The sequence below is a fragment of the Planktothrix sp. FACHB-1365 genome (assembly GCF_014697575.1).
In the GTDB taxonomy this organism is placed as follows: domain Bacteria; phylum Cyanobacteriota; class Cyanobacteriia; order Cyanobacteriales; family Microcoleaceae; genus Planktothrix.
The window spans coordinates 41,845-58,697 of the sequence record NZ_JACJSC010000008.1; the positions used below are offsets into that span (position 1 = coordinate 41,845).

The 16,853-nt window shown below is 41.6% G+C and carries 14 protein-coding genes; 8 read left to right on the plus strand and 6 right to left on the minus strand.

The features are described 5' to 3' along the window. Window positions 1–105 precede the first annotated feature (105 nt). The 4 genes from H6G57_RS11915 to H6G57_RS11930 all read right to left on the minus strand — a co-directional run bounded on the left by H6G57_RS11915 (window position 106) and on the right by H6G57_RS11930 (window position 7,131). The gene (locus H6G57_RS11915; protein ID WP_206756690.1) at window positions 106–312 is read right to left on the minus strand and encodes a hypothetical protein; all 207 of its coding nucleotides are present in this window, start codon (window positions 310–312) and stop codon (window positions 106–108) included. A 317-nt stretch (window positions 313–629) separates the two neighbouring features. Beyond that, window positions 630–2,435, minus strand: coding sequence for an SLC13 family permease (locus tag H6G57_RS11920; RefSeq protein WP_190518824.1), 1,806 nt, complete (start codon window positions 2,433–2,435; stop codon window positions 630–632). Window positions 2,436–2,515: 80 nt separating this feature from the next. Continuing rightward, window positions 2,516–4,027 carry a NupC/NupG family nucleoside CNT transporter gene (locus tag H6G57_RS11925; protein ID WP_190518825.1) on the minus strand — a complete coding sequence of 504 codons (1,512 nt, stop codon included), beginning with the start codon at window positions 4,025–4,027 and terminating at the stop codon, window positions 2,516–2,518. 302 nt (window positions 4,028–4,329) lie between these two features. Then, window positions 4,330–7,131: a cation-translocating P-type ATPase gene (locus tag H6G57_RS11930; protein ID WP_190518827.1), complete on the minus strand. Its 2,802-nt coding sequence runs from the start codon at window positions 7,129–7,131 to the stop codon at window positions 4,330–4,332. A 290-nt stretch (window positions 7,132–7,421) separates the two neighbouring features. Between H6G57_RS11930 and H6G57_RS11935 the strand changes: the two genes are divergently transcribed. The 4 genes from H6G57_RS11935 to H6G57_RS11950 all read left to right on the plus strand — a co-directional run bounded on the left by H6G57_RS11935 (window position 7,422) and on the right by H6G57_RS11950 (window position 10,636). Next, on the plus strand, window positions 7,422–7,967 hold the full coding sequence (locus tag H6G57_RS11935; protein WP_190518829.1) for an LptA/OstA family protein: 546 nt from the start codon (window positions 7,422–7,424) through the stop codon (window positions 7,965–7,967). A gap of 22 nt (window positions 7,968–7,989) precedes the next feature. Next, the gene (lptB, locus tag H6G57_RS11940) at window positions 7,990–8,718 is read left to right on the plus strand and encodes an LPS export ABC transporter ATP-binding protein (protein WP_190518830.1); all 729 of its coding nucleotides are present in this window, start codon (window positions 7,990–7,992) and stop codon (window positions 8,716–8,718) included. Continuing rightward, window positions 8,715–9,893, plus strand: a complete 1,179-nt coding sequence (locus tag H6G57_RS11945; RefSeq protein WP_190518832.1) for an LptF/LptG family permease — start codon at window positions 8,715–8,717, stop codon at window positions 9,891–9,893. Before lptB ends, H6G57_RS11945 begins: the two co-directional genes overlap by 4 nt. A gap of 185 nt (window positions 9,894–10,078) precedes the next feature. Then, complete coding sequence (locus H6G57_RS11950; RefSeq protein ID WP_190518834.1) at window positions 10,079–10,636, plus strand: heat-shock protein; 558 nt, start codon at window positions 10,079–10,081, stop codon at window positions 10,634–10,636. Between the two features lie 246 nt (window positions 10,637–10,882). On the opposite strand, the gene H6G57_RS11955 is transcribed toward H6G57_RS11950, so the two are convergent. Next, a complete protein-coding gene (locus tag H6G57_RS11955; RefSeq protein ID WP_190518835.1) occupies window positions 10,883–12,088 on the minus strand; it encodes a hypothetical protein in 1,206 nt (401 codons plus the stop codon). A gap of 246 nt (window positions 12,089–12,334) precedes the next feature. Between H6G57_RS11955 and pgl the strand changes: the two genes are divergently transcribed. The 4 genes from pgl (at window position 12,335) to H6G57_RS11975 (ending at window position 16,194) form a co-directional block, all read left to right on the plus strand. Further along, window positions 12,335–13,054 carry a 6-phosphogluconolactonase gene (pgl, locus tag H6G57_RS11960; RefSeq protein WP_190518837.1) on the plus strand — a complete coding sequence of 240 codons (720 nt, stop codon included), beginning with the start codon at window positions 12,335–12,337 and terminating at the stop codon, window positions 13,052–13,054. 61 nt (window positions 13,055–13,115) lie between these two features. Beyond that, the gene (locus H6G57_RS11965; protein WP_190518839.1) at window positions 13,116–13,853 is read left to right on the plus strand and encodes an FHA domain-containing protein; all 738 of its coding nucleotides are present in this window, start codon (window positions 13,116–13,118) and stop codon (window positions 13,851–13,853) included. Between the two features lie 467 nt (window positions 13,854–14,320). Continuing rightward, a complete protein-coding gene (gene iscB / locus H6G57_RS11970) occupies window positions 14,321–15,598 on the plus strand; it encodes an RNA-guided endonuclease IscB (RefSeq protein WP_190518841.1) in 1,278 nt (425 codons plus the stop codon). Window positions 15,599–15,687: 89 nt separating this feature from the next. Continuing rightward, window positions 15,688–16,194 (plus strand): FHA domain-containing protein, encoded by a 507-nt coding sequence (locus H6G57_RS11975; protein WP_190518842.1) that lies wholly within the window; start codon window positions 15,688–15,690, stop codon window positions 16,192–16,194. Here the strand turns inward: H6G57_RS11975 and H6G57_RS11980 are convergent. Beyond that, window positions 16,175–16,783 carry a hypothetical protein gene (locus tag H6G57_RS11980; protein ID WP_190518844.1) on the minus strand — a complete coding sequence of 203 codons (609 nt, stop codon included), beginning with the start codon at window positions 16,781–16,783 and terminating at the stop codon, window positions 16,175–16,177. The genes H6G57_RS11975 and H6G57_RS11980 overlap by 20 nt on opposite strands. Between the last annotated feature and the right edge of the window lie 70 nt (window positions 16,784–16,853).

The window sequence follows — 16,853 nt, forward strand, 5'->3', positions numbered from 1 at the left end:
GTTTAGTATTGGTGAACGACCCCTTCTTCAGTATCCCGGTTAATTGAGGGTTATGTTTACTGTAGAGAGGGTTTAGGAGATCTACACTCAAAAATCTTATATGAATCAACTTTTAGGGGTTGCAAAACCAGAGTAACGGGGAAGAAAGATTATGGTTCCCCCGTCGATTTGAAAACGGTTTTGTTGTTGAGTGACGGTAGAATTTATCGGTAAGGTTCCATCTGGGATGATTTGAGCTTGAACAGAGATAGACGCACTGGTTAGGGTGAAGGCAATCAGACCTAATGGCCATTGGGGGGATGTCATGGGCACAAAAGAGGAACTGAGTTTAAATTCTCTCTTGAGTATATCAGGAAACTGTCGCGTGCGGTTGTTATCGGAAACAGGACTTACGCAGTGACGCTACAGATATAGCACTACGCATTACAGTTAGGACATTTCTAAATCCTGAAACCCTTTCACTTCTTACTGTTCGGTGTTCGGTGTTCGGTGTTCCCTCTTCAAGTAGCGCTATAGCGTCACTGGGTAAGTCCTGAGATGTTAATGGGATAAAGTCGATATCCCTGGAAAATAAGATTTAATTTTATCCTTCATAGTTTTGTAAAGTTAGTAAGGGGTTCACGTTTCTACTATTTGATGGGGGATAATCCATATAACCAAACGATTAATAATGGGGTAACAATCGTTAGGATTAAATTCAAAGGAGCACCAACCCGGGTAAAGTCGAAAAATTTATATCCCCCTGGACTGTAAACCATTGTATTGGTTTGATAGCCAATGGGGGTCATATAACTATTAGAAGCAGCAAAGGTGACAGCATACATAAAGGCAAAGGGATTTAAGCCTAATGTTACAGCAACTTTTACTGCAATTGGAATCATTAAGACAACGGTTGCATTATTTGATAGAATTTCTGTTAGAAGCGATGTGGCAATATAGAACAATAATAAAATCCAATAACCGGATAAATTACCCCCAAAACTAACTAACGTATCAGCTAACCATTGAGTGGCGCCCGATTTATCCATTGCAATTCCTAATGGAATTAATCCTGCTAATAAAAAGATTACATCCCAACGGACAGCGCCATAAATTTCTCCGGGTTTGATACATCCTGTCACAACCATTAAAATCACACCCGCTAAAGCACTAACTAAAATAGGCATTAAATCAAAAGCGGCGACAACAATAACGCCTAAAATAATAGCCAGTGCGACCCAAGCTTTATCTTGTCTGAGATTTTCGACATCTCGCTCTTCTAAAACTAACAGTTCTCGTGTAGTTTGTAACCCAATAAAGCTTTGTTTAGGGCCTTGAAGTAATAACAAATCCCCAAATCTTAAAGGAACTTTCCCTAATCGTCCTTGGACTAATTCTGAACCTCGACGAATAGCTAAAACCGTTGCGTTATAGCGTTGACGAAATCTTAAATCTTTTAAAGTTGTTCCAATTAATCGAGAATTCGATAAAATTAAAACTTCGGCTATTTTTTCTTCTCCTGAACTCAAAACTGTTTCTAAGGATTCTTCTTTAAACTTAACATCGGGAAGCAGTTCTAAACCTCTCTCATCTCGAATTTTGAGTAAATCTTCTCGACTGCTGCGAACAATTAAAATATCTCCTGCACTTAATACTTTATCCCCCAAAGGTTGGGGAAAGCGCATCTTATTTTGAATTAATTCAAGTACATCTAAATCAAATTTGCGTTGTATTTCGCTTTGATTAACGGTTTGTCCGACTAAGCTAGAACGAGGAGTAACAACCAGTTCACTCACATAATCTTTTAACCCATATTCTTGTTCAAGAATTTCAAAATTTGCGGGTTTGCGGTCAGGTAAGAGTCGAGGCGCAATAACCGCTAAATAGATGATACCGATAATAAAAGTGATAATCCCTAATGGGGTAAATTGAAATAACTGAAATTCCCCATATCCCATTTGTTTAGAAATTCCACTGGCTAAAACGTTTGTTGAAGTTCCAATGACAGTAATCATCCCCCCTAAAACCGTTGCATACGATAAGGGAATTAATAATTTAGAGGGAGAAATTCTTTGTTTGCGACACCAATCTTCAATAATGGGTAAGAAAATTGCCACAACTGCGGTGTTATTAATAAATGCAGTAATGGGGCCTACAATTAATCCCATGACTAAAATTTGTTGACCTGCCGTTTTTCCGCCCCATTTCACTAACCAATCTCGAACGGTTTGTACAACTCCGGTTTTAGTAATTCCCGCACTTAAAATAAACATCGCCATCACCGTAATTGTGGCAGAGTTACCAAACCCCGATATGCCTTCATCCGGTGTGACTAACTTCAAAATCATTAACACAACGGTAACGGTGAGGGCGGTTAAATCAACGGGAAGCCACTCAAAAATAAAGGCAATTAAAGCCAGAACAACAATACTAAGAGTTAGAATAATATTAGTCATGAAAAATGTAATAGTGTTTATACGATGTAGGGGCGGGGTCATCCCCACCCATCATCAGTCAGCAGCTACTCTCTCTTGACCTAAGATTTAGGCTTTTCAGAGGGTGCTGTTGTCGCTTTAGGGGAAGGAGAAGCTTTAGGAGTTGGACTCACCGTCGGTGCAGGGGTTGGAGTGGGTGAAACCGTTGTGTTAGGAGCCGCAGGGGTGCTAACGGCTGGGGTTGTCGCAGGTTCACCCATAATACTTGGATTTCCATTATCATAGAATCCCGCTAAACAAGCAATCATCATGGTGGCTAAGGTTCCAGCAAATAAAGCTTTCCAGCCTAATTCGGAAATATCTTTTCGCCGAGAAGGAACTAAACCCACCATTCCGCCAACAAAAATTCCCACTGAAGCGACATGGGCAAAACCGGATAAAGCATAACTAACAATTAACACCGTTCGAGGTGTAATTAATCCTTCTTTGGCGGCTTCTGCTAAGGCTTGATAGGGAGGAATTGCTGTTTCTAATAACCGACGACCAATAATTACCGAAGCTGTCCAAGAATCTTCAAAGGGAACTCCGGTTAAAATGGTTAAGGGATAAAATATAAATCCCAAAATATTCGCTAAGGTTAGAACTTGAAAAACGTCTCCCACTGGACTCGGTAATAAACCTAACCACCCTGAAAATTGATTGACTAAAGAAACTAATCCTAAAATTAAGATCAAAACCGCAGCAATAGCAACGGACATTTTCACCCCATCTAATGCCCCAATAATCGCAGAGTCTAGGGGGCTAACTCGCTCCATCAATTCACCGCCAACGGTTTCTAAATGGGGTTCTCCGTCTTCATGGGTAATTAAGTTTTCTTCTTTCTTTTCTTCGGGTAATTTTCCTAATGTTAGGGGTTTATCGGTTTCAGGAACTAAGATTTTAGAAATCACAAAACAGGCTGGAATTGCCATAATAGAAGCAGAGACTAAATGCCCTAAAATATTCGGAAAAACAGGTCTTAAGAAACTCACATAAATGGCTAAGGTTGAAGAAGCCGCCGTTCCAAAACAACAACTGAGAATCGCACACAGTTCAGAACGGGTCATCTTTTCTAAGTAGGGTTTAACCACAATGGCGGCTTCAATTCCCACAAAAATATTAGCCGCCCCGCTTAAGGCTTCTGCCCCACTTAAGCGCATCGTTTTATAGAATAACTTAGCAAAAACATTCGTAACAACTTGAATCACACCTAAGTTATATAACAGTGCCATTAAGCCGGAGAAGAAAATAACGGTTGGTAAGGCTCTAAATGCAAAAATATAACCTAAATTAACATCAGGAGTTTGCCCAGGAAGGGGAACAATATTTTTTCCAAAAACAAATCGAGCCCCTGTATCTGCGGCTGTAAATAAGCTATCGAGAAGGCTACTAAACCATTCTAAAGCCGTTCTGGTGGGTGGGAAAAGAAATACGAAAAAGGCTAAAACCAATTGTAAACCAATCCCTAAACCCATTGTTCGCCAAGGGATGACTCGTTTATTTTCTGAGAATAACCAAGCTATAAAGCATAAGCCAAAGATTCCCAAAAAAGAAATTAAATTTAGGTAACTCATAAGTGTTTTTGGCTATATTCCTGATTAATTATTTCCCCATTTCCAGCACCCTGGGTTCTCGTCCTGATTCTATGGCGAATGGGGTCAATTGGCAATACTGTTGAGTGAAACTCACAACACCCACTCGGAAGTTAGGTTCAGGGACGAAACCCAAAAACAACAAACACCGTTTAAAAAAAGACAGGGTTAGCTGTGAGTCGTTGAGTGCAACGCTACCACTAACCCTGTCAAACGTCAATGTCACCAGACCCAAAAACCGAGTTTATAATCGTTATCTTGGGGTTTCAATTCAGAGTTATCCTTTACAAAGTCGGATTTTGACGACGTTGGAAAAACCATCTTTGAACCAGTTTTTCCATTTCAATCCAGACAAACATTAAGGCACTAAAACCTAAACAGATTAACAATTCTGTAGATGTTAAAGCGTGAGTTCCAAAGAAACTTTGTAAGGGTGGAACATAAATTAATAGTAATTGAAGAACTGTAGTTAATAAAACCGCAGCCCAAAGATAAAGATTTGTTGCAGGATTCATTTGTATCGTCAGTTGGTTATCAGAACGCACCGCTAACGCATGACCCATTTGGGCTAAACATAAGGTTGTAAACACCATTGTTTTCCAGCGTTCAGGATTACCCGCGATTTTAGTATGATCGTAAGCCCAAACCATTAAAACAATCGTTAAAATGGCAAAAATAATCCCAATTCTCACCATATATAAGCCTAATCCTCGCGCAAAAATACTTTCACGGGGATTATTAGGAGGACGTTGCATCACCGCAGGTTCGGCGGGTTCCATCGCTAAGGCTAAAGCCGGTAAACCATCGGTTACAAGGTTCATCCATAAAATTTGTAATGGGGATAAGGGAACGCCCCCTAACCCTAAAATTGGAGAAGATGCAATTACTAACACTTCCCCAATATTACTACCGAGAATATATTTAACAAAACGGCGAATATTACTATAAACTACTCGCCCTTCTTCTGTGGCGGCAACAATAGTAGCAAAGTTATCATCCAACAAAATCATATCACTGGCTTCTTTACTAACATCAGTTCCAGTAATTCCCATCGCAATACCAATATCCGCTTGTTTTAAGGCGGGAGCATCATTAACTCCATCCCCGGTCATGGCGACAAATTCACCATTCTTTTGTAAGGCTTGAACAATACGAAGTTTATGTTCAGGAGAAACCCTCGCATAAACACTGACTTGTTCAACTTCTTGTTCTAATTCGGTTTGAGAAAGTTTCTGTAATTCTTGACCTGTTAAGCTTAAATCATCAGGGGTAGCGATGCCTAAATCTTGAGCAATGACTTTCGCGGTTAATTGATGATCTCCGGTAATCATTACTGGACGAATTCCGGCTTCTCGACACCGTTTAACCGCTTCTCGAACTTCAGGACGCGGCGCATCTAACATTCCCACTAATCCTAACCAAACTAATTCCTGTTCGGCGGCTTCTTCAGTGCCTTCTTCGGGTAATGTTGTTAAAGAGCGAGTGGCAAATCCTAAAACTCGTAATCCTTTCCCAGCCATTTCATTATTTTGGTTGAGAATTCGTTGACGGTCAGCTTCAGTTAAAGAAACCGTTTGATTTCCAACCAAAACAGAATCACATTGAGCTAAAATCAACTCCGGTGATCCTTTCGTAAACATCGAAAATTTATCATCAGATTGACAAATCACACTCATGCGCTTGCGTTCTGAAGAGAAAGGAATTTCAGCAAGACGGGGATTTTGTTGATTATGAGTTTCTCTAAATAAACCGACTTTTCCCGCTAACGATAATAACGCTCCTTCTGTGGGATCTCCTAAAATAATCCATTGATTTTTATCTTGTTGTAATTGAGCATCATTACATAAAACACAGGCTGTTAAAATGGGTTGTAAAACTTCAGCAGCAGGAGAGAGGGTGCTATTTTCGTCAGAGGTAATCAATCGTAATTCCCCAACGGGATCATATCCTTCTCCGGTGACTTGAAACACTTCATTTAAGGTATAAACCGATTGCACCACCATTTTATTTTGGGTGAGAGTTCCGGTTTTATCTGAACAAATGGTGGTGACAGAACCCAAGGTTTCTACCGCAGGCAATTTACGAATTAACGCATGACGCCGTACCATGCGTTGGGTGCCAATGGCTAAAGTTACCGTTACCACAGCAGGTAAACCTTCGGGAACCACCGCCACCGCCATACTCAGAGACACTTCTAATAAATCTTCTAAACGGCTAAAACTTCCGGTTCTAATCACACCGCCAATGACCACTAAGGCGACTAAGGCTAAAGACCCACTGACCAACACATTCCCTAACTGAGACATTCGTTGCTGGAGAGGCGTCGGTTCACTTTCAACGCCTTGAATCATTTCCGCAATACGTCCCAGTTCCGTTGTCATTCCCGTATTGGTGACAATTACTTGTCCCCGTCCCTGGACAACTTCTGTCCCCATAAATACCATATTAAGGCGATCGCCTAATGGGGCATCTTCGGGTAATTCCACATTGGGCCTTTTAATCACGCCCTCTGCTTCTCCCGTTAAGGCTGCTTCTCGCACTTGCAAATTCTGAGCTTCAATTAAGCGACCATCGGCTGGAATTTGCACCCCCGCTTCGAGAAACATGATATCCCCTGGAACCAATTCTTTTGCTGAAACTTCCAACAGCTTACCGTCCCGCATCACCCTAACTTTCGGTGAAGACATCCGTTTGAGGGCTGCTAAGGCTTGTTCTGCACGGCTTTCTTGAAAATAGCCTAACATCCCATTCAAAATCACAATCGCAAAAATGGCAACGGCATCCTTGGGAAAGGCTCCCTTTCGTAAATCGATAAAGGCAGATACAATGGCAACAGCAATCAACATCACGAGCATAATATTCGTGAACTGATCCCATAAAATCTCCAAGGGACTGCGACCCGCGCCTTCTTCTAATTCATTCAGACCATACTGTTGTTGTCGTTGAGTCACCTGGTGTGGGGTTAACCCGGTTTCGCTATCTGTATCGAGTACCTTGAGGGCTTTCTCAGCAGCGAAGCTGTGCCAAGTGGTAATAGGTTTTAAGGTCGAATCAGAAGACATTGATGAGGATTCGGGAGATACCATTGTCTACTTCCTAAACGTTCCGGCTAATCTACTCTGATCAAATCATAGGTGATTTGTAGGATGTCTGGAAACCCGCACCCGATCTATTTTGAGGCTAGTCCAGAGGAATTAATACTTAAAAAGGCATTTTTTTGAGCCATTTATTGTTATTAATCTTTATATCAACAGTCCTCCGTCAACGATCGAGTACAATAGGCGACAGAGTTAATCAATTTTGATTTTTTGGCATTAAAACCGTTCCTAGCTTAATTGCATCACCCAGTCAATGTTTTAGAATTTCTAACGTCATAATGCAAATTGCCAAACTGTTAAATTCAATCTCTCTGCGAGTCGGGTTGACCCTGCTGCTACCCATTGCTTTCGTGAGTAGTTTTGTCACCGATAGCCTAGTGAGTTCCACTCCTAGCTATGCCCAAAATGCACCTGCGGCTAAAAACGCTGTGGGACGGGCCATGACCGTTCGGTCTGATATTCAAGAAGCCGATGCTCAGACGGGAATTGTTACCGCACGGGGTAACGTCCAGATTAACTATCCCGCCCGCAGTATTCAAGCGACAGCGGCCCAAGCTCAATATTTTAGTCGAGAACGTCGAATTGTCCTGAGTGGCAATGTGTTTGTTTTGCAAGAAGGCAACACCATTCGAGGGGAAACCGTCACCTATTTGATTGATGAAGGACGATTTATTGCTTTACCTCAAGGAGGCGGACAAGTAGAATCGATGTATTTAGTCCCCGATGAAAGTGCTAGTCCTAAAAACGCAACGGTAGAACCTTTTAATCCTAAACCTGCGTTTAAAACTCCCTTAAGTTCACCTTCAGCACCTCGTAACCCTTAAGTTATTTCTAACAGATTTCCTTATGAAAATCGTGCTGGAGAATATTCACAAATCCTACCGTAAACGCACCGTTGTCAGTCGAGTTAATCTCTCCGTTTCTCAAGGGGAAATTGTGGGATTATTAGGGCCCAATGGTGCAGGGAAAACCACGACATTTTATATTGCAACGGGGTTAGAAAAACCAACCCAAGGAAATGTTTATCTCAATGAACTTGATATTACCCATTTACCCATTCATCAACGCGCCCAGTTAGGCATTGGTTATTTGGCTCAACAAGCGAGTATTTTTCGCCATCTCAGTGTCAGGGATAATATTTTATTGGTTTTACAGCAAACCCGTGTTCCGCGTCATTTATGGCAAAAACGTCTCCATACTCTGTTGCGGGAGTTTCGCTTAGAAAAAGTTGCCTCGACTTTAGGCTATCAAGTTTCTGGAGGAGAACGACGACGGACAGAACTAGCCCGTGCTTTAGCGGCGGGGTTGGAATTGCCTCAGTTTTTACTCTTAGATGAACCTTTTGCTGGAGTTGACCCCATTGCCGTTTCTGAAATTCAAGAAATCGTGGCTCAATTACGCACTCGTAATCTGGGAATCTTAATTACAGATCATAACGTCCGAGAAACCTTAGCGATTACAGACCGAGCCTATATTATGCGGGATGGACAAATTTTTGCATCGGGAACCGCAGAAGAACTCTACAATAACCCCCTAGTGCGGCAGTATTATCTGGGTGACAGTTTTCAATTATGAAAATTACTCTTTCTAAACCGTTGGGTTCAGGCAAAATTTTCCTGCCCTATCTCTCAATTTTAGATCGATATTTAATCCAAGAAATCATTCCGCCCTTTGTGTTTGGTGTGGGATTATTTAGCTCCGTTGCTCTCACGGTCGGAACCGTTTTTGACTTAGTTCGACAAGTGGCAGAATCGGGAATGGCCGTTTCTATTGCTGTGCAGATTTTTCTATTAAAAATGCCAGAATTCATCGTTTTAGCCTTTCCAATGGCGATGATTTTAAGTGCATTAATGGTTTATGGTCGTTTATCCAGTGATAGTGAATTAATTGCCCTCAGAAGTTGTGGGATTAGTTTATATCGCCTGCTGATTCCGACTTTAATTTTTAGTTTTTTGATTACAGGTTTAACCTTTGGTTTTAATGAGGTGATTGTTCCGGCTGCCAATTATCGAGCCTCTGTCACCTATGAACAAGCATTAAATGAAGGTCAACTTCCGATTCAGGAAGATAATATTTTTTATCCTGAATATGATAAAATTGAAATTGAAGGAACGGATAAAAAAATTAGTCGCTTAGTCCGATTGTTTTATGCTGAAAAATTTGATCGAGGTCAAATGTTGGAAGTGACGATTTTAGATCGCTCTCAACCGGAATTGACTCAAATTATTTCTTCAAAAAATGCGAATTGGAATTTTTCTAAAAATACCTGGGATTTCTTTAATGGTACTATTTATATTGTCAATCCCGATGGTTCCTATCGCAATATTGTTCGATTTGATCATAAACAAATTCAACTGTCCCGCACTCCCCTGGATTTAGCATCCCGAAAACGAGATTTTGATGAGATGAATATTGCTCAAGCTCAAGATTATTTAAAGTTAATGAAATTGAGCGGTGATCAACAAAGAATTGTTAAAACAAAGGTTAGAATTCAACAAAAATATGCTCTCCCGTTCTCCTGTGTGGTGTTTGCCTTATTAGGAGTTGCATTAGGCAGTAGACCCCAAAGTACCAGCCGAGCAACCAGTTTCGGGATTAGCGTTATCGTGATTTTCGGATATTATTTACTCTCGTTTATCACCGGAGCATTAGGTCAAAAAGAAATTCTCACTCCCTTTTTTGCCGCTTGGTTGCCAACATTTTTAGGCATTGGAATTGCAAGTTTTTTATTAGTTCGTGCTTCTAAGTAGAAATTCGAGGAGATAAATGGGTGTATCGCCAAGAAAGAGCGATGATTGATATAGCACTACATTTTTTAGTTATAGCAATGATAACTTAGCGTTTAGAATTTCTTTGTGTTCTTTGTATCTTTGTTGTAGAATTATGCTTGTCATTTGTAAATACAATAGCGCGAATTTCTATATATTATATTGAGATGGGTGAAAGATTTAATACTGTTAAAACAGAAGTTAAAAACTGGAGAAATTTTACACTAAATAGTGAAATTTACGATTTATCGCATCTAAATGCCCATTCGGTTGAATATCGTGATGATAGAGACAAAAATAACCTAATTACATATAAATTTATAGTAACCTATGGCTTACACTGCTTTACAAAAGAATCGGAAGATCTTACAGAGGAAGAATCACAATTATTAATGTATAAGGGGCCAAGAGAGTCCAGACCCTTTAATTTGGAGAGATATGACCTATCAAAGCAGTTACCTGAAATTATCAAGGCACTTGGTCAGAGTGCAACCTTAGTCTGTCATGCAGGGTATGGAAATTATGCAATTGTGAAAGTTGTGGACTCCAAGGGTGTTAAAGTTGATTATTTTGTTGTTTTTCAAGTATTCAAGGAAAGTAAAAAGCTAAGACTCCATGTAACAAGTGCATATCCTAAATACGAAGGTATAGGGAAAATAAAGAAAGTCAATTTCTTCGTTATAGCTAAGAATTTATTGAATAATAAGAAACTACCGAAGCCTTGAATAACAAAGGCTCCTTAAGGAGCCTTCGCCAAAAACTTGTTTATATTTTTGGTATTCAGATCGTCTTTACCGGACTTGCCTCGACCCTAAAGGGTAACGGGATGTCATGATTATCTCATGTCTGCTGCATCCATACTTCTAGTATAGAGAGTGGTTTTAATCATGTCAAGTCCCGCCTCTAAACCACTGCCACTACTAGGCAGAGATCATCGCTGATTTTAACGTTATATTTAATTTAATCAGGAATTAAGGATTGGCAAACGTATTAATTTCCCCCCCGCCAATATAACGACCTGGAACACGATTGGGAACAGAAAAATTACGTTGAGTTTGACCGATTTGACCCGGTTGTAGGTTGGGATTCATATTACTGGGGGTCATGTAACTATTCGGTTGAACGGGTTGAACCGTGCTGTAACTCCCTGTATTCGGCGTAACGGAATAGGAGGGTGCAGTGTTATTTATCGGAAGTGAATTGAGGTTAGAATATCCAGGGTTGGGGGCTGTTCCCGGTGTTACTGGGGGCACGGTGGGAACAACCGGAGGCAGAGTGACGTTGGTTTGGTAGGGATTTGGAGCAGGAAGGGGAACTGTACCCACCCCAGGATTAGTATTGGCTCTGGGAACACTCCAACTCGGTTGAATCGTTTGTCCTGTAATGGTGGGAGTTCCTGTAAAAGGTGTTACACCCACTGGTGTTCCTGAGAGGGGATTTAAGGCGGCGTTGGGATTTGTTAAGGAATTAGGAGAAAGTGTTGATGGCTTGGTTTCTTGGACTTCTGAGGTTGGTGAGGATTCAGTCGCCGTGTTAGACGGTACAGCCAGATCTTTATTTTCGGTCTGCTGGGTTTGCAGATAGTTCTGCATCGCTTGTTGTAAAGCCGTGGTTGTCGTTTGGGGGTTGGTTGTTTCTGCGGATTGATTTAAACCGAAGTTAGGATTGGACTCGGTGGGAGTTGAAGGATTACCAGAACCTGAATTCAGATTGTTAGCAGGAGTTGAAGTATTCCCCTGTACCGATATTGAGGGTTGAGTTTTGGGGGCTGATTCTGACAGGATAGCGTCTACGAGAGGATTGGAATTCGAGGAGGATTCCGGCTTTTTAGCAGATTCCTGAGCTTGTTTAAATAAGTCTGTTCCGAGTGAAATTGTTGTATTTAAAGGTGCAAGAAATGAACTATTGCGATTTAACTCATCTAATAACACTTTAGAACTATCAATATCCGCCGCAATTGATTGTTCTTCTGGGGTAAGTTGACTCGCGGAGTTGTCAGAATCAAGGGTTGATTCTTGATCCAAACTAAACCATTCGGGGTGTTCGGAAAACTGCCAGAAGAAAATTCCCACCACCACCAGCACGCTGACAGAACCCCAAATACGGGGTTGTAGAAGAAACTGCAATTCTTCTCCCACAGTACGAATCAATTCAGGAAGTCGTTTATAAATAGACATAGCTTACAGACAGCTTATTGCTGCTTTGAAAGGAACAGGGGAAGTCAGGGGATGGGGGACAAGGGGACAAGGGGATGGGGGGACAAGGGAGATTAGGGGATGGGGGATTAGGGGGAAGTCAACTGTTAACTTTCAACATTAAGCTTAACTGCTGGGCGCTAAACCTCAACCGCGAACGGACAAAACCTCTTATCATTATTGTAGCCTGTTGCTTTGATGCCTAAATTAACCTTTGAGGCTACCCTAATGGAAAAATTTATAGAAATTCTAGCGAATAAAGAGGAAATCACTCAGCGAGCTTTAGATATTCTTCTCGTTAAAATTAAAGACGCGCTTCAAAGTCGGGATCAATTTACCATCGCTTTAGCAGGAGGGAGTACCCCTAAACCCTTATATGAAGCGTTAGCTCAACAAGCGTTACCTTGGGATAAAATTCATGTCTTTTGGGGAGATGAACGTTATGTTCGGTCTGATCATCCCGACAGTAACCAACGCATGGCGCGACAGGCTTGGCTAGATCAAGTCAATTTTCCCGCCACTCATCTGCATCCGATGCCAACGGCAGCCAATGACCCCAAGGTTGATGCCGAAACCTACAATCAGGAATTAGCGCAGTTTTTTCATCTCAATGCCGGAGAATTCCCTGCTTTTGATGTGGTTTTATTGGGGATGGGGGATGATGCTCACACTGCATCGTTATTTCCCCACACCGAAGCCTTAACCGTTCAGGATCGCTTAATTACCGTTGGCAATAAAGACGGTCAACCTCGGATTACCTTTACTGTACCCCTAATTAATCACGCTCGCTGTGTGATGTTTTTGGTCACGGGGGCCAATAAACAGGAACCTTTAGCCCAGGTGTTTGCCTCGGAAGCCGATGCGATCGCTTATCCTAGCCGACTGATTCAACCCGTTGGGGAATTATGGTGGTTATTAGATACCGCAGCAGGAGCCAATTTAACCTAAAATTTGCCAAAATTAAGCATCTGAACCCTTAATCTAACTCAAATTTTTCCATCAGAATCCTATGATTGTTTGCCCTAATTGTAATTATCAAAATCCAGAAGGCGCGACCCAATGTGAAGCTTGTTATACGCCTTTGCCTTCGATGACCAGTTGTCCCCATTGTGGGGCGACGGTACAAACGGATGCGGCTTTTTGTGGTCAATGTGGGTCGAATTTACAGCCTGCATCTACCCCAACGAATCCCGGTGAAAACGAAGGCTTGATTCCGACTTTGGTTACCCCCCCCGATGAACCCCTAGCTGAACCTCAGCCTCAACCTGTGCTCAGTTCCGGGCCGAATTTAGAAAAATCTCCGGCTGTTCCGGCGGCGACGGTAACGACTCCTCCGGCGGTAGTGACCGTCGGGACGGTTGCAGAACCCCCAGCCAATATAGCTCAAGGTTTTCAGGCGGCGGCGACTCAGTTACAGCGACAGGCGGCGAAGTTGATTCATGTTCAAACCAATGCCACTGTAGAATTACCTCAAAATGTCTCGGTGATTCATTTAGGAAAACCCAATGATTTAGTGCCCCCGGATGTGGATGTTTCGGGATTTCCCAACTCAGAAATTGTTTCTCGCACCCATGCTGATATTCGGATGGAGGGCGATGCGTACTATATTGAAGATGTGGGCAGTTCCAATGGTACTTATATTAATAATATTTCTCTTCCCAAAGGAAATCGACATCGGTTAAGACCGGGCGATCGCATTTCTTTAGGAAAAGGAGATTTAGTTTCGTTTATTTTTCAACTGTCCTAGAGGATTCAGAACTCAGAGTACAGGGGCAGAGGGTAGAGGGTCGTTCAGTACAAAATAGTAACGTACCCGTTATCAATGAATGCCCAACTGCACGAGAGGTTTTGAAAGCCGGGATTTTTGGATGGTGGGGGGAAATCTTAATCCTGAATCGCCCTATATCCCCATCCAAAATCTGAGATTTCCCCTTTAAAATAAGCTTAGGGCGTAGCTGTTGATTGTTAGATTTTGCCAATGTCAGCACCCCGCTCTGAAGAGACGGGGCTTCATGCCTCTAACTTTAGATAACTGACCAGCTATAGCCTAACGGCTACGTTTTCTGGATCATAATACCCACGAATGCGACGCTAGTTTGTGGCTCTATTGTTAACAATTAAACAGTTTTACGAGGGGTAAGACAGTGTTGTTAGCGCAAAAAGTTCGGAAAACATTGGCGAAGCGAACATTACCCTAGAAATAGGAGTTATTTTATGTCTAATTACGTCTTTGTAATTGATACAAATAAACAGCCTCAAAACCCAGTACATCCTGCTCAAGCTCGATTGTTATTGAATCAAGGTCAAGCTGCGGTTTATCGTCGTTATCCGTTTACTATTATCTTAAAGGAGTCAAAACCCGAATTAGAAATAGAACAAATCACTCTTAAAATTGACCCCGGTTCAAAAACCACTGGAATTACATTAGTTCAAGGAAACAAAGTAATTTGGGGTGCGGAATTAACTCATCGAGGTCAAACAATTAAAATGTCTTTGGAATCTCGATGTTTATTACGTCGCTCCCGAAGAAATCGTAAAACTAGATATCGTCAACCTCGATTTCTGAACCGAAAACGTTTAGAAGGTTGGTTAGCACCCAGTCTTCAGCATCGAGTAGAAACAACTCTAACTTGGGTCAGTAAATTAATTAGGTTTGCACCTATTCGTTCAATCATTCAAGAGTTAGTCAGATTTGACTTACAACAACTTGAAAATCCTGAGATTTCAGGAATTGAATATCAACAAGGCGAGTTACAAGGATACGAAGTTCGGCAATATTTATTGGAGAAATGGAGTAGAAAATGTGCTTACTGTGGGGTTAAAAATACACCCTTAGAAGTGGAACATATTCACCCTAAATCCCAAGGCGGAACTGACCGAATTTCCAATCTTACTGTTGCTTGTCATGACTGTAATCAAAAGAAAGGAAATCAAGATATTCAAGATTTCCTATCAGGTAAACCTGACTTACTGCCCCGGATTTTGAAACAAGCTAAACAACCGTTAAAAGATGCTACAGCCGTTAATTCAACCCGATGGTTACTGTTTAATCGCTTAAAAGAAACGGGTTTACCTGTTTCAACTAGCTCCGGTGGTTTAACTAAATTCAATCGCACTCGATTAAATCTACCTAAAACCCATTGGCTAGATGCAGCTTGTGTTGGGAAAGTTGAAACTTTAAAGGTGTTAACCAATAAACCTTTATTGATTCTGGCAACAGGACGTGGCACTCGTCAAATGTGTGGTACAGACAAATACGGATTTCCAACACGACATCGCTCACGAATACAGATTCACAAAGGCTTTCAGACGGGCGATATTGTTAAAGCTGTTGTTACTAAAGGTAAGAAAATAGGCTTTTATTTAGGTCGAGTTCTTTGTCGCGCATCTGGCAGTTTTGATCTTGTTACTCCTCATGGAAGAGTAGCAGGAATTAGTCACAAATATTGTCAATCAATTCATAAAAAGGATGGTTATTCTTATGGATTCTAAAAGAACTCAGGCGGTTAAAACCGCTTTTGTCCCGGTTTTCCTCCTCGCTCGCTTATAGACGAGGCTTCCAACCTTCCCATGTTTTTCTTGTGATTAAACTAACATTATTACATCCTCTCCAATCGATTCCTGTCCGCAGTTGGGTCTTTAAAAAGGACAATGTGATTCGGATTGGGCGATCGCTCAAAAATGATGTTGTTCTCTATAGTGCGGTTGTGTCTCGGTATCATGTCGAGATTCGTCGCCAAAGTGAAGATTGGGTTGTTGTGAATCTGGGAACTAATGGAACCTATGTTAATGGACAAGCGGTTCAAGAAGTTCCCTTAGTCGATGGACAAGTGATTCACTTAGCCATATCGGGGCCCAAAATTCTCTTAAATATTCAACCTGATCCGACAGAATTGATTTTTACTGGAGGAATAGAGGTGCATCACTCATCCCAGCAACAGGAACATCAGCCAGAACCCGTGTATTCCGTAGAAGTTTTAACTTCACCCGGAGTTTCCTCTGATCCATTGTTTCCCAGTCACACGGAAGAGACAACGGAGGTTGATCTGCGTAAACAATTGATGCTTCCTACCAATTACCCGGTCTAACAGGATACCACAATAAGCGAGTCAGTGCGATTCCTGTCATCCCGGCAACGATTGTCCAAACCAGGACTAAACCCAACACATCTCCCAGAAAAAAACTTGTCCCCTGACGTAGAATTCCCCCAAACATCCAACCGATGGGTAATGCTATCCCCCACGACAGTATACTAGCTACGATCCATCGCCAGGGTTTCAAGACTTCGGTGCGTAAGACCCACCATTGTCCAAGGCTTAAACATAGTCCTAATTTAACTCCCTCGATAACACCATAAATAATTCGAGGGGTAAGATTTAAGGTTCGGGGAACCACCCAACCCAAGAGTCCTATTGGAGTGAACGCAATGATTGTCCAGATTAAAACATGGACGAAAATCCATCGCCAACTCTGGGAAATATGGTCTTTGAGAACAAACCATTGAGACACACTGATAATTAATCCGCCAATGGCTCCTTCTAAAGCTCCTAAATCGGGTCTTTCTCCAATTTCTATCCAAATTAAACTGACTAAAAATCCCACCTGTGTTACAACTATCCACTGGATGATAAACCCTAGGTCGGTTTCTAAATCCCAATTTTTATAGACCCATTTCATAAGGATTTTATAGCAGGGAACAGGGAACAGGGAACAGTAAGAAGTGAAAGGGTTTCAGCTTTCTATATAT

What these genes read in the sequence shown, in the direction of transcription:
- lptB (WP_190518830.1), top strand. Translation starts at nt 7,990, where the DNA reads ATGAAAATCGTGCTGGAGAATATTCACAAATCCTACCGTAAACGCACC.
- H6G57_RS11950 (WP_190518834.1), top strand. Translation starts at nt 10,079, where the DNA reads ATGGGTGAAAGATTTAATACTGTTAAAACAGAAGTTAAAAACTGGAGA.
- H6G57_RS11935 (WP_190518829.1), top strand. Translation starts at nt 7,422, where the DNA reads ATGCAAATTGCCAAACTGTTAAATTCAATCTCTCTGCGAGTCGGGTTG.
- pgl (WP_190518837.1), top strand. Translation starts at nt 12,335, where the DNA reads ATGGAAAAATTTATAGAAATTCTAGCGAATAAAGAGGAAATCACTCAG.
- H6G57_RS11955 (WP_190518835.1), bottom strand. Translation starts at nt 12,088, where the DNA reads ATGTCTATTTATAAACGACTTCCTGAATTGATTCGTACTGTGGGAGAA.
- H6G57_RS11945 (WP_190518832.1), top strand. Translation starts at nt 8,715, where the DNA reads ATGAAAATTACTCTTTCTAAACCGTTGGGTTCAGGCAAAATTTTCCTG.
- H6G57_RS11980 (WP_190518844.1), bottom strand. Translation starts at nt 16,783, where the DNA reads ATGAAATGGGTCTATAAAAATTGGGATTTAGAAACCGACCTAGGGTTT.
- H6G57_RS11965 (WP_190518839.1), top strand. Translation starts at nt 13,116, where the DNA reads ATGATTGTTTGCCCTAATTGTAATTATCAAAATCCAGAAGGCGCGACC.
- H6G57_RS11925 (WP_190518825.1), bottom strand. Translation starts at nt 4,027, where the DNA reads ATGAGTTACCTAAATTTAATTTCTTTTTTGGGAATCTTTGGCTTATGC.
- H6G57_RS11930 (WP_190518827.1), bottom strand. Translation starts at nt 7,131, where the DNA reads ATGGTATCTCCCGAATCCTCATCAATGTCTTCTGATTCGACCTTAAAA.
- H6G57_RS11920 (WP_190518824.1), bottom strand. Translation starts at nt 2,435, where the DNA reads ATGACTAATATTATTCTAACTCTTAGTATTGTTGTTCTGGCTTTAATT.
- iscB (WP_190518841.1), top strand. Translation starts at nt 14,321, where the DNA reads ATGTCTAATTACGTCTTTGTAATTGATACAAATAAACAGCCTCAAAAC.